Origin of the sequence: Sporosarcina sp. E16_3 (assembly GCF_017347125.1) — a bacterium.
Classification (GTDB): domain Bacteria; phylum Bacillota; class Bacilli; order Bacillales_A; family Planococcaceae; genus Sporosarcina.
In genome coordinates, this window is record NZ_JADPRX010000006.1 from 79,513 (window position 1) to 92,502 (window position 12,990).

The window sequence follows — 12,990 nt, forward strand, 5'->3', positions numbered from 1 at the left end:
ATGACTTATTTCCTTTACAGATAAAGCCTAAAGTCTCGCATACTTTAGCAACTGCATGATTTATGGCATATAAATGGTTGGAATAATTCAATTATTCTTGTAGACAGATTAATAGTATTACTCTATACTTTACATAATTCATCGGAATGGGTGAATGCTATTTATATAACACTAAAAGGGGATGGAGAATAATGAAAAAGTGGTTAACAGCAACACTCATGATTGCAGTTCTACTAATCGCGGGGTGTAGTAAAGATGGTGGGGGCGTATCAACTGAAGCATCGGCACTACAAAACGTGGCAAAAAACAAGAAGTTAGTAATCGGGATGTCACCGGGATACTTCCCATTTGATATGAAAGATCCGAAGGGTAATTTTGTTGGTTATGACGTTGATACTGCAAATGCAATTGGTAAATGGTTAGGGGTACCTGTGGAATATAAGCAATTTACGTTTGATGGACTTATTCCAGCGCTACAAACTGGTGAAATCGACATGGTTCTCGCAGGAATGACAATACGTGGAGACCGTGCGCTTGCTGTCAGTTTTTCAAATCCCTATTACAAAACAGGTCAAGCACTGATGGTTCCTGCTAAAGATTCTTCGACGAAGTCTTGGGAAGAACTTGATGTGAAAGGTAAAAAAATTGCAGTTGGTATCGGAACAACTGGGGCGCTCTTGGCAAAAGACCTTTTCAAAAATGCTGAAATTATGGACTTTGAAGAATTCCCATCTGCTGCAACAGCGATGTCACAGGGTCAAGCAGATGCTGTTCTTTATGACGAACCGGCAATTGCTGTATGGAAACTTCGCAATGGCGATCAGGTCAGACATGTCGATGGCCTAATCTCTTCAGAAAACCTAGGAATTGCAGTGAAGAAAAATGACATTGAATCAATTTTATGGCTTAACTCATTTTTAGCGAACTATATTGATAGCCCGGCGGAATTGGCTTCAAGAAATAAGTGGTTTGAAACAAGCGATTGGTTGAATGAGGTCGTAGAAGAATAACCACTTCTTCAATTTCAGGGGGGAAAATAGATGGGCGGCTATAATTACGACTGGAGTATCATATCAAAGAATATAGATGTATTTATTGACGGAGCGCTTAAAACGTTGGAAATTTCAGCGATAGCGCTTCTGATTGCTATACCGATTGGAATCATTTTTGGACTAGGACGTATTTCAAGAAATAAATTCATTCGAATTATTTCATCGATATACGTGGAAGTGATGCGTGGTGTACCATTACTTGTTCTCCTATTTTGGATATTTTTTGTACTTGGTCAATTCGTTAGACTAGGATCTTATTGGGCTGCCATTTTAGGTCTTGCTATTTTCTCTGGAGCATTTATCGCAGAGATTGTCCGATCGGGAATTCAAGCTGTACCAAAAGGGCAAATGGAGGCTGCGCGTTCATCGGGCATGTCCCACACGAATGCAATGCGATTTATCGTTTTACCGCAAGCATTTCGTCGTGTGTTGCCTCCTTTGGCATCACAGTTTATCATTTTAGTAAAAGACTCTTCTCTCGTGTCTGTTATTGCAGCGACGGATTTAACGTTGAATGCAAAAAATCTTGTTGCAACATCGTTCCGCTCATTAGAAGTGTGGACAGTTGTCGCGATCGTGTATTTCATTATGACATTCAGCATGTCGATGATTATACGGTATTTCGAGAAACGACTTTTATCGCGTGAGAACTGAGTGTAAGCTTGTTATGAAGGAGTGTTTTTTATGATTACAATTAAAGATGTAAATAAATCATTTGGCACGCATCAGGTCCTTACGGATATCTCTTTACATGTTCCGAAATCTAACGTTGTAGCCTTAATTGGACCAAGTGGCGCTGGAAAATCGACGCTGATTCGAACGATTAATGCGCTCGAACCAATAGATAATGGAGAAATAATTGTTGATGGTATATCAATCCATGATAGAAAGACAAACATCAATAAAGCTCGTATCAATATCGGATTTGTCTTTCAAAACTTTAACTTGTACCCATTTCTCACTGCGCTTCAAAACGTGACGATGGCACCGTTAAAGGTGAAAGGTATGAGTAAAGAGGCGGCGGAAAAGAGAGGGAAAGAATTACTAATCTCTCTTGGGCTTGGCGATAAATTCGATGCTTATCCTGGTAGGCTTTCGGGCGGACAACAGCAACGTGTTGCTATTGCACGGTCGCTCGCTATGGATCCCCAAGTGATGCTGTTCGACGAACCGACATCCGCACTCGATCCAGAAATGGTGACGGAAGTGCTTGATGCGATTCGTAAATTGGCACACGATGGGATGACGATGGTCGTCGTTACGCATGAAATGGGCTTCGCCAAAGAAATTTGTGACGAAATTGTCTTTATGGCGGATGGGAAAATTGTAGAAAAGGCTCCACCATCAAAGTTCTTTACAAACCCAGATTCCGAACGAGCTAAGAATTTCTTATCTAAAGTGCTGAACCACTGAGTTTTCAAGTGGTTCGGCTTTTTTATTGTCTAAACAATTTTGTGCTCGCCTCACAGTTACCTCTGGTTCAACGCATTCCATCCGCTTCGTTTTCATACGTTAAACGAAAGGAGGCGTTTGATGATGTACAACAGGGAAGCGGCTGTTCGCTATGCGAATACGTGGTGGGATAGTCGTAATCCAGCATTTCCAGCGTTCGATGTTGATTGTACAAATTTCATTTCGCAATGTTTGCTCGCTGGTGGGGCACCAATGCATGGCTATCCAAATCGCGTAAATGGGTGGTGGCTCCAAGGGGGGACGTGGAGTTTCAGTTGGTCGGTGGCACATTCGCTGCGCTGGTATTTAGCGACTTCAAAAAAAGGATTGACGGCAACACAAGTTTCAACAGCTCAGGAGTTAGGGCTCGGGGATGTCATCGCCTATGATTTTGAAGGGGATGGCAGGTTTGATCATTCGACCATCGTCACCGCGAAAGATGGCTCAGAGCCGCTCGTTAATGCTCATACATTCAACGCACAACATCGTCACTGGGCATATAAAGATTCGTATATGTTTTCACCAAATGCAAAGTATGTCTTTTTTAAAATTAATGACCAGTTTTCATAATGACTATAATTGTCACGTCTGTTGATTAACCACTGGGCGCTATTTGTATAGTCGCGCTCCAAATGGATAAGTACACGAATTGCTGAAGCTTTTTGGGACGAAAAAATTGTATGCTTCTTACCTGGAGAAAAGCCGCCAAAGATGCAATTTTGGCAGCTGATGCTTTCTTTATGGTTTTCTCTTTTTTTACTAGTATAGAAGTGTCACTTTCTATAAGCCAACACATAAATTAGATGCATAATCTTTACTAAAAGTTAGCAAGGAACGCATTGTACAACGTGCAAGAGTGCCCGAAATTGCATCTTCGGGCACTTACACTCTCAATATAATGTAATCTATTATTTTCTTTCAAATAAACTGCATCTTTCACTTGACCATTGTAGGAACGCGACAGGTAACTATTCACAACGAGATTACTGAAAAAAGTGTGGCTAGAAGTGACGTAGTCACTTCTAGCCATATTAGGACCCCTCAGTAAATCCGTCATGAATAGTTAGCCGATAGCGGGCCAGAAAATAGTCCAGTGAAAATGAAGGTCATCAAGCCCTTCTCACCAGTAATTTATTCGAATAAATGGTTAATAAACAGACGTGTATAGCTGTGTCTGTAATGGTGAAAAAGCAGTCCGTCAATAAAAGACGGACTGCTTTTCTAACGTTAGTCGAACCATAAAACTGCCAGCGTGCCTTCTCCAGCGTGAACTGCTAGAACAGAACTAATATCCCCGATTTCCACTTCTAGATCGGGCACTTGTTCAGTGATTAGTTTTTTCAAATGCTCGGCCTGGGCTAAAACGTTGCCCTGCATCAAATAGACTTTTCGCCTACCGGCATTGTGGCCCGCGACTACTTTATCGACCAAGTATTGAAGTGCTTTTTTCTCGGATCGTACTTTGTCTACGGGTTGTAATTCACCCTCTGGTGTAATGTGGACAATTGGTTTTACTTTCAACAAGCTTCCAATGAAAAATTGTGCAGCGCTCATTCTGCCGCCTTTGTACAATTGTTCAAGCTGTCCCATTAGGATATAGTTATGCATCGTGCCCGCCATTTTCTTAAGCTGGGCTTCAATCTCTGGAACAGTTGCACCTTCGTCTTGCATTTCCATGCCTCGTTCGATTAATCCTGTGACTCCATAGGATAAGGAAAGTGAATCGATGAATGTAACAGGGAACCCTGAAATTTCTGATCCTGCTATAGAGGAGGCGAGTGTGCCACTCATTTTACCGGACACGTGAACGGCAATTGCTTGCTCGTACTGTTCCGCAATAACCTTGTAACGTTCGGCAAATTCACCCGCCGAAGGTTGCGATGATTTTGGGAATTCTTTAGCGGTCTTAATTTTCTCGTAAAGTTGCTGAGGATTCAAGTCGACACCGTCAACAAATTGCTTTTCACCGAAGTGTATATTTAAAGGTACTGAAAAGAAGTCTGGGTGTTGACGAAGTTCCTCTGAAATGTACGCTGTGCTGTCTACAATCCACGCAATGGGCTTTTTTATCATGAATAAAATCATCCTTTTTAATTATAATTTATGCTACTATTACTATACCACGGAAAGTAATAAGAACGTATTTAGAAAACACTAATTATGTTGAAGTTTTGACAGCTTCGCTAAAAATGAACGGGTAAGGTATACTAGAAGAAGTATGTGTAAAGGGGAAATGAGTAATGAATGAGCAAGCTTTATCTGTCAGAGATGCGATTATTACGCGTCGTTCAATAAAGAACTTTAACGGTCAGCCGGTTGATCCGGAAAATATTGCTGAAATGCTTGAAGATGCAGCATGGGCACCAAATCATGGCAATCGAAATCCGTGGCGCTTTGTTGTAGCTGCTGATAAGGGATATGTGAAATTCCTCGATATTTTGCGTGAATATGGTGTTCCGAAATGGAAAGAACTTTCGGAAGAAGACCTTGAGAAACAAATGAAGAAATTCACAGGACCAGGTGCAGTTGCATTTGTTATAGTTCCAGAGGACGTCCGTCAGAAAGAACGTCTAGAGGATTATGCAGCAGCGAGTATGTTCATTCAGAATACGCAGCTTCTTGCGTGGGATAAAGGAATCGGTACGTGCTGGAAAACACCTGGTTTCCTCGATAATCCGAAATTCAGAGAAGAACTTGGCGTTAAACAAGGCGAACGTATAATCAGTATGCTTCAATTCGGTTATTACGATGAAAGACCAAAGGCCCGTCCACGTAAACCACTTGAAGAATTTGTCACGTATTACGGACAGGAAATCGAAGAAGAAGCATAATGGTATTGGAGTAGTTTTTGCTCGGATTGCATTCGATAATGCAGTCCGGGCTTTTTTTTGCAGTTCTGTACCAGGGGCGACTAGTGGCCCATATGTTGGGGAGTTAGGTTGAAGCGTTGTGAAGTTGGATCTGGATGTTGTTAACTACTTTGAAAGTGTTGCTAAGTGGCCCATGAGTTGTTTAGTTAAGCTGAAGCGTTTAGAAGTTGGGTCTGGATGTTGTTAACTTCGTTGTAAGTGTTGCTAAGTGGCCCTTGCGTTGTGAAGTTAGGCTAAAGCGTTGTGAAATTGAATCTGGATGTTGTTAACTTCGTTAGAAATATTGCCTAGTTTTGCGAAAGTGTTGCTTAGTTCTAAAAAACCGGACCCTCACAATGAGAATCCGGCACACGTATCACTTTTTTAAATCATCTTTTTCAAAGCGGGCAATTTCGTAATAATAATCGCCGATGACACGTAGTCCTTGGTCGAAGTTTTCCAAATGGAAGTGTTCGTTTGGTGCGTGGAAGTTTTCCGACGCAAGTCCGAAGCCCATCAAGACGACTGGGAGCTCTAGTATTTCATCAAATGCTGCAACAATTGGAATTGATCCGCCACCGCGCGTATAGGCAGTTGGCACATTGTACACTTTTTCGTATGAACGTCCTGCAGCCTGGATTGCAGGGTGATCGAACGGCGTGATGAATGGTTTACCTTTATCGAATTCCGTGACTGTTACAGTTACACCTGTTGGCTTATGTTTTTCGATATGCGCTTTTAGTTTTTCAATGATTTCATCTGGATCCTGGTCAGGAACTAAACGGCATGTAATTTTTGCGCCTGCTTCAGCTGGCAATACTGTTTTAATGCCTTCGCCTGAAAACCCACCAAATATGCCGTTCACTTCAAGCGTCGGGCGTGTCCATGTACGTTCAAGATACGTATAACCTTTTTCCCCGAACAGTTCTGACACGCCGATTTCTTCTTTCAACTCATCTTCGTTGAAGCCAAGTGCTTGGTAGGCTTCGCGTTCTTCATCTAATAGAGGACGGACATTGTCGTAAAATCCTTCAATTGCAATCGTTCCTTCTTGGTCACGGAACGAGGCGAGTACTTCTGCAAGCGCATGAATCGGGTTTTGGACGCCTCCGCCATATAAGCCGGAGTGAAGGTCGCTTTTCGCACCTTGCACGTCAATTTGCACACCGCACAGACCACGAAGTCCGTAGCAAACTGCGGGGTGTCCTGGTCCTTGCATGCCTGTATCAGAAATGACGATTACGTCGGCTGCGAGCTTGTCTTTGTTGGCCTCGATATATTTTTCGAGATTTGGACTGCCAATCTCTTCTTCACCTTCAATGATGAACTTCACATTGACCGGTAAACTGCCTGTTTTCCGGATGAGTGCTTCAACGGCTTTCACATGCATGAACACTTGCCCTTTATCATCGCTCGCGCCGCGCGCATATAATTTGTTATCGCGGACTTCAGGTTCGAATGGTCCCGTTTCCCATAGATTTAGCGGATCAACCGGCTGCACATCGTAATGGCCGTAAACTAGAATTGTTGGTTTACCTTCTGCGTGGAGCCAATCACCGTAAACAACCGGCTGTCCGTCTGTCTCTTCGATTGAAAGGTTTTCAAGTCCTGCTTCTTTGAATGAATTCAAAAGCCACTCTGCAGCTTGTTGCATATCTTTTTTATGTTCGGATAAAGCACTGATACTTGGAATTCGAAGAAAGTCTTTTAATTGTCCGAGATGTTCGTCCCGTTGTTCTTTAAAATACTCGTCGAGTGTCTCTAAATGATTCAACACAATCCCTCATTTCCAATAATTTCGTGAATAGAAATAGTATAGCAGAAGTTGCGGATAGTAAGTTAGAAAGACAAACTTAAATACGAATAATATGGTATGCTGTTTGAAAGTTAGTAATAGGACGAATATATAAATATGATATCATTTCCGGGAGGAATTGCTTTTGTTCATCGCACTAGTATTATTTTTGTTCCTGTCTTTTTACCTGTCAGGGAGCGAAACAGCACTTACAGCAGTAAACAGGAGAAAGGTCCAGTTTCGAGCAAATCAGGGAGACGTTCATGCAATTAAGCTGCAGAAACTGATTTCGAAACCGGACCGCATGATTACAGCAATACTTATCGGGAATAATATCGCGAATATTATGATGCCGACTTTAGTTACGATGATAGCAATCGATAAGGGTCTGAGCGTAGGTATCTGGACGGGAGTTCTGACCGCTATTATCATTGTCTTCGGCGAAGTATTGCCAAAAACGATTGCAGCAACATTTTCTGAGCGCGTCTCCTACATGGTTTCACCGTCAATCATGCTACTTGTAAAAGTATTAACGCCGCTGACGGCTTTGCTTGGTCTTTTCACAAACATATTTATCCGTATCATCTCGAAAGGGACTGTAACGAAAGCTACGCTCACAAAAGATGATCTTCGTTCAATGGTTGACATTGCTTCTATAGAAGGAACGTTTGAGATGGACGAATCGAATCGTTTGAAGGAAGTACTCGACTTTGCAGAAAAAGATGTTTCTGATGTCCTTGAAACACACCGGATGGATATTATTGGATTACCAATTGAAGCGACGTATGAAGAAGTCCGCGACACGATTTTGGAGCATTCTTATACGCGTTATCCTGTCTACGAAGATAGTATGGATACGATTTTAGGTGTATTTTATTCAAAAATGTTAATCAAATGGTCGATTGATCCTACGCAGACTCTTGGTGAATTAATTGACCGCAATACTTTTTACGTAGTGCAGTCTGCTAGCGTTGAAAAAGTATTCAAAATGATGCTATCGAAAAAGAAACATATGGCGATCGTTCTGGATGAATATGGTGGAACGTTGGGCATGATAACGCATGAAGATATTATTGAAGAAATGATTGGCCAGGACATTGAGGATGAGACGGATGATGACGAGGAAGTATTTGTCTATGAAAAGACGGACACTAGCTTAATCTGTCATGGCAGGCTTGAAATCGTGGATGCGATGGAGTTACTCGGTATTGAATTGCCAATGGATCATGAGACGCTTGGAGGATTTGTTCTGCAAGAGCTTGGTCACGTTCCAGAAGAGGGCGAACGCTTTACATACAATCAACTGCGTTTTGAAATCGAGGAGATGGAACGCAACCGAATTATCCGTATGACCATCACGGTGAGTGAAAGTGAAAACTGATTAACATGCATGTCCCCGTAACCGAGTAAAATGGTTACGGGGATATTTTTTTCCTGTCTAGCTCCAGGCGCCAGCCGCTCGGGTCATAAGCAATCCAGCTATGTGGCAAAGAGCGCCACTTCGTACCTGCAAGGATGCAGGTATGCAGTCGTTGCGACAGGAAGTCGCGATCTTAGACTGCCTTCCCTTGGATCGACTTATGCCTGTCGCGGGCCTACAGGATGTAGGTCATGCAGCCATTACCACAGGAAGTGGTGCACTTAGGCTGCGTTCCTTCAAACGGCGCCTTGCGCTTTTCCTCATGTCTAGCTCCAGGCGCCAACTCCTCGGAGGTACACAGGATGTGGGTCACGCAATCGTTGCCGCAGGACGCGGCGATCTTAGATTGCGAACCTTGAAAGTCAGTCAGGTTATTCGGCAAAGAGCGCCGCTTCGTGCCTGCAAGGATGCAGGTATGCGGTCGTTGCGACAGGACGTCGCGATCTTAGACTGCCTTCCTTTAACTTATGCCTGTCGGGGGCCTACAGGATGTAGGTCATGCAGCCATTACCACAGGAAGTGGTGCACTTAGGCTGCGTTCCTTCAGGCGGCGCCCTCCGCTTTTCCTATTGTCTAGCTCCTGGCGCCAGCCGCTCGGGTCATAAGCAATCCAGCTATGTGGCAAAGAGCGCCACTTCGCTGGATCGACTTATGCCTGTCGCGTCTAAACGGCGCCCTTCGCTTTCCCTCATGTCTAGCTCCAGGCGCCAACTCCTCGGGCCATAAGACGGGCTAGCTATTCGGCAAAGAGCGCCGCTTAGCCAGCCCGTCTTATGCCTGTCGGAGCTAAACGGCGCCCTTCGCTTTCCCTCCTTACACGTTTGTAAGTATACTGAAAGAGAATACGATGGTTTGAAAGGTCCCAATTGCCGATAATAAGAACAACAGGTAGAAGACGGGGGCGTTATTTTATGAATGCAAATCTAAATGGGTTGTACGAAGAATACGGCCGATACATATATCATTTATGTCTTAAATTAACACGTAATAAAGAAGAAGCAGAAGATCTTATGCAAGACGTATGGGTGAAAGTTGTCCGCTACAACGATCGGATGGATAGCGTTGACCATATGAAAGCGTGGCTTACAACGATCTGTATGAACACATTCCGGGATCGATACCGCAAAGATGTCAGAAGAAGCAAGCATGTTATGAACCAACCGGAAACGCTCGATGTGCCGATTCTTGATCTTGTTCCGAGTGATAGTTTGACACCGGCGGAATTGTTAGAGCAAAATGATATTCAATCAATCGTCCAACAAAAAATTGGCGAACTTGATGTTATTTACAGACGAACAATTGAGTATTTCTATGTCCACCAATTTTCGTTGATTGAGATTGCGGAAGTGATGAAGGTGTCAATTGGTACGGTAAAATCAAGGCTGTTCCGTGCGAAAAAGTATTTGAAAGAACTGATGATTGCAGATACAGCAGTGCACGAATACGTCACTGCATAAGGGCGCAGCCAACTGAGGCTGTGCTTTTTGTTTGCAAAAAAGTAATATAGGGAACCTAGACAACTAGATAGATACTTTTGAATGGGGATGGTTGTGTGTTGAAAAAGAACAAAAAGAAAGGCTGGAGCAAGCGCAAGCGAATTATTGTGATAGTGCTGTCAGTATATGCTCTTTTTTATATAGGCCTTATTTTATTAAACACATATAAAAAACTTCCCGAAGGTGTTTCATACGAAGGTGATTTGCACTGGACGAACGATGTGGACATGTTCACGGACTTGACCTATTCACAAAACAAAGTCGGGGACAGCATGGAGCATGAGTTGACGATTTTTGATGAAGTCTACGCGATGATCGAACGTGCCGAGCAATTTATCGTGCTCGATTATTTCCTGTTTGATCATTATTACGATGAAGACATAGAATTCCCTAAAATCGTGCAAACAATGACAAAGAAACTAGTGAAGAAAAAACAGCAATATCCTGATATGCCAATTATTTTTATTACAGATCCGCTGAATACGGGATACGGTTCTTACGAAACAGAATGGTTCACAAAGATGGAAGATGCCGGAATCGAAGTCATCTATACTGACTTGGAACCGCTCCGTGATTCAATCCCAATTTATTCCGGATTGTACAGGTCTATTTTCCGATGGATGGATTTTGAGAAGACAGGCTGGATTGCAAACGCAATGTCAAGCAAGGCCCCTAAAATGACATTGGCTTCTTACATTACGTTACTGAATGTCAAGGCGAACCACCGCAAGACCGTTGTAACGGATAAAGAAGCACTGGTATCATCAGGAAATCCGCATAATGCAAGCGGTTTTCACGGTAATGTGGCATTGAAGGTGAAAGGCAGTGTGCTGAATGATATTTTAGAGGCGGAAGAAGCGGTCGTCAACTATACGAATGGCGGTAAATTGCCACGCGTAGAAGTGCCGGAACAGAACGGGGGGAACTATGCCGTCCAATATTTGACGGAGAAGAAAATCCTGGATGGACTTCTTGGCGATATTGCGAAAGCGCAAGAAGGGGATACCATTCGAATTGGGATGTTCTTCATTGCGAAACGTGATCTTGTCAATGCACTTATCGATGCTGCGAACCGCGGTGTGGATGTGAAAATGATTTTGGACCCTAATGAAAACGCTTTTGGTAAAGAAAAGTCGGGATTGCCGAACAGGCCGGTCGTACAGGAGATGCTAGAAGAAACGGATGGGAAAATTGGCGTCCGTTGGTACAATACGGTTATTGGTCAATACCATACAAAACTCGTGGTTGTTCAGACAGCTGAGGAAACGTACATTGCAAATGGCTCTGCCAATTTGACTGAACGAACGCTCGATAATTATAATCTGGAAGCCAATCTGCGGGTCATTGCACCGAATGACAGTGAATTAACTAAAGAGATAGACACTTACTTTGGCAGACTATGGAACAATGAGGACGCGCTGTACACACTTGACGTGGAAGAGTTTCAAGATCGTTTCACTTTCTTCCAACGAGGTATCTATGGTTTGCAGAAACTGTTGAAAATGACAACTTATTGAGGTGGAGATTACTATTATGGCTGGTTTTTGAGTTGATATAGTCCGCCAACAGTTGAAGTCGAATAAAAAAATGAATATAAAAAAGGCTATCCTTTGTCCTGGATAGCCTTTTTGTTCACTCAAATTCTGCAAGTAGCTTATTTAGTTCTGCTAGATCGCCTTCCAACTTTGCTAGACGCAGTTCCGCTTTCTTGACGAAACTGTCATTACCGGTCGATTCGAGCTTCTCGATATCGCCTTGCAAACTGATATAGTCCATTTTGAGTTCCATGATTGCTGTTTCAACTTGACGTTTGTTCATCCAAAAAACACCTCAGCTTTTACCTCAGTGTAGCATATTGGACGTTTTTTTTCCTGCGCCGCCGCTAGTGTTACGCTTCGGATACTCGAGGTAATAGCGTATCGCTTCGCATACAGCTTCTTTTCCATCTCCAAGCCCGAGTGCGGTTTGTCGTGCGATTGATTTTTTACGCAGCGGTTCGTGCAAGAGGGGTTCCATGATGGCGTTTAACAAACTCGATTGTTTCACTTTTCGGCCCAGGCCAAGATGGATGAAACCATGCTGTTCTTTGGGAAAAGAAAGTCCTACTTCGAAATCATTCTGTGCGAGTACGACGCATGGGATACCCATTACTGCGACTTCATAGGGCATATAACCAGAAGCGCATAGTATGATATCTGCCGCTGCGTAGATTTCGGCGTAGTTGTATGGAGGCACCAATACGGTTGTATTCCGTCTTTCGAGTGCCATCATGCGTATCGTGCTCGTATCATGGGTATACTCTTCACCGATAAGAACGGTCACTTTGAGTGGGATCTGAAGTTGCATGATATGACGTAAGGCCCGGTACGTCAAGTTTCCTTCATCCTCTTCGCCGAATGAAATCACCAAATGGGGAAGAGGTCCTAGCTGCGTTTTACGAAGTCCGATGTGTTTAAATGAGTCCATTTGTTCGTCGGCAATGAAACTCTCGCGCCCAAGTACGTAATGATCTGGTACACTGTCATTCGATTCGACATACAATGTCTGAAATACGAGGTCAGCACATTTACCGCCGTCGCCGAAATCATCAAAATGGATGATGGAGGGAACGAGTTCAGTTACCTTCTCAACTTCCTCGTGAATAGTAGAGCCGCTGTCGCGGAGGAGGAGGTCGGGTTTGATTGACGCAAGTGCCTTTAAAAACTGCGAATTGTTTTCGGTTTGCACTGTTTTAAATCCCTCGGGTGCTGGAGGGGAATCTACCCCGCATAAGTACACGATATCTATTTCTTCACCTAAGGTATTGGCAATCATGGCTGCTCTACGCGCGGGGTATGTCCCTTTTCCGTCCGACCTGGAAATATGGATGGCGACTGTTTTCTTTTGTTGTCCGTCTATTGGAATCACCCTTTCATGCTAGCTTGAT

General features: G+C 43.4%; 12 protein-coding genes. 8 read left to right on the forward strand and 4 right to left on the reverse strand.

Annotation, left to right across the window (positions count from 1 at the left end; all coding sequences use genetic code 11):
• The first annotated feature begins 191 nt into the window (after nucleotides 1-191).
• From I2483_RS06345 to I2483_RS06360, 4 genes are all read left to right on the forward strand, one after another.
• Complete coding sequence (locus tag I2483_RS06345) at nucleotides 192-1,010, forward strand: transporter substrate-binding domain-containing protein (protein WP_207174563.1); 819 nt, start codon at nucleotides 192-194, stop codon at nucleotides 1,008-1,010.
• Between the two features lie 30 nt (nucleotides 1,011-1,040).
• Complete coding sequence (locus tag I2483_RS06350) at nucleotides 1,041-1,706, forward strand: amino acid ABC transporter permease (protein WP_207174564.1); 666 nt, start codon at nucleotides 1,041-1,043, stop codon at nucleotides 1,704-1,706.
• A 30-nt stretch (nucleotides 1,707-1,736) separates the two neighbouring features.
• Complete coding sequence (locus I2483_RS06355) at nucleotides 1,737-2,465, forward strand: amino acid ABC transporter ATP-binding protein (RefSeq protein WP_207174566.1); 729 nt, start codon at nucleotides 1,737-1,739, stop codon at nucleotides 2,463-2,465.
• Between the two features lie 120 nt (nucleotides 2,466-2,585).
• A complete protein-coding gene (locus I2483_RS06360; protein ID WP_255550298.1) occupies nucleotides 2,586-3,074 on the forward strand; it encodes an amidase domain-containing protein in 489 nt (162 codons plus the stop codon).
• A 657-nt stretch (nucleotides 3,075-3,731) separates the two neighbouring features.
• Here I2483_RS06360 and I2483_RS06365 read toward each other — a convergent pair.
• Nucleotides 3,732-4,577 carry a DegV family protein gene (locus I2483_RS06365; protein WP_207174568.1) on the reverse strand — a complete coding sequence of 282 codons (846 nt, stop codon included), beginning with the start codon at nucleotides 4,575-4,577 and terminating at the stop codon, nucleotides 3,732-3,734.
• Nucleotides 4,578-4,744: 167 nt separating this feature from the next.
• Between I2483_RS06365 and I2483_RS06370 the strand changes: the two genes are divergently transcribed.
• Nucleotides 4,745-5,335, forward strand: coding sequence for a nitroreductase family protein (locus I2483_RS06370; RefSeq protein WP_186668031.1), 591 nt, complete (start codon nucleotides 4,745-4,747; stop codon nucleotides 5,333-5,335).
• 394 nt (nucleotides 5,336-5,729) lie between these two features.
• Here I2483_RS06370 and I2483_RS06375 read toward each other — a convergent pair whose 3' ends face one another.
• On the reverse strand, nucleotides 5,730-7,127 hold the full coding sequence (locus I2483_RS06375) for a dipeptidase (protein ID WP_207174570.1): 1,398 nt from the start codon (nucleotides 7,125-7,127) through the stop codon (nucleotides 5,730-5,732).
• 166 nt (nucleotides 7,128-7,293) lie between these two features.
• On the opposite strand from I2483_RS06375, the gene I2483_RS06380 reads away from it, so the two are divergent.
• The 3 genes from I2483_RS06380 (at nucleotide 7,294) to I2483_RS06390 (ending at nucleotide 11,581) form a co-directional block, all read left to right on the forward strand.
• Nucleotides 7,294-8,529, forward strand: coding sequence for a hemolysin family protein (locus tag I2483_RS06380; protein ID WP_207174572.1), 1,236 nt, complete (start codon nucleotides 7,294-7,296; stop codon nucleotides 8,527-8,529).
• 950 nt (nucleotides 8,530-9,479) lie between these two features.
• Nucleotides 9,480-10,025, forward strand: a complete 546-nt coding sequence (locus I2483_RS06385) for an RNA polymerase sigma factor (RefSeq protein WP_186668025.1) — start codon at nucleotides 9,480-9,482, stop codon at nucleotides 10,023-10,025.
• A 98-nt stretch (nucleotides 10,026-10,123) separates the two neighbouring features.
• A complete protein-coding gene (locus I2483_RS06390; RefSeq protein WP_207174574.1) occupies nucleotides 10,124-11,581 on the forward strand; it encodes a phospholipase D family protein in 1,458 nt (485 codons plus the stop codon).
• Between the two features lie 115 nt (nucleotides 11,582-11,696).
• On the opposite strand, the gene I2483_RS06395 is transcribed toward I2483_RS06390, so the two are convergent.
• On the reverse strand, nucleotides 11,697-11,882 hold the full coding sequence (locus I2483_RS06395; RefSeq protein WP_207174576.1) for an SE1832 family protein: 186 nt from the start codon (nucleotides 11,880-11,882) through the stop codon (nucleotides 11,697-11,699).
• 24 nt (nucleotides 11,883-11,906) lie between these two features.
• Complete coding sequence (locus I2483_RS06400; RefSeq protein ID WP_207174578.1) at nucleotides 11,907-12,971, reverse strand: PseG/SpsG family protein; 1,065 nt, start codon at nucleotides 12,969-12,971, stop codon at nucleotides 11,907-11,909.
• Nucleotides 12,972-12,990: the final 19 nt, after the last annotated feature.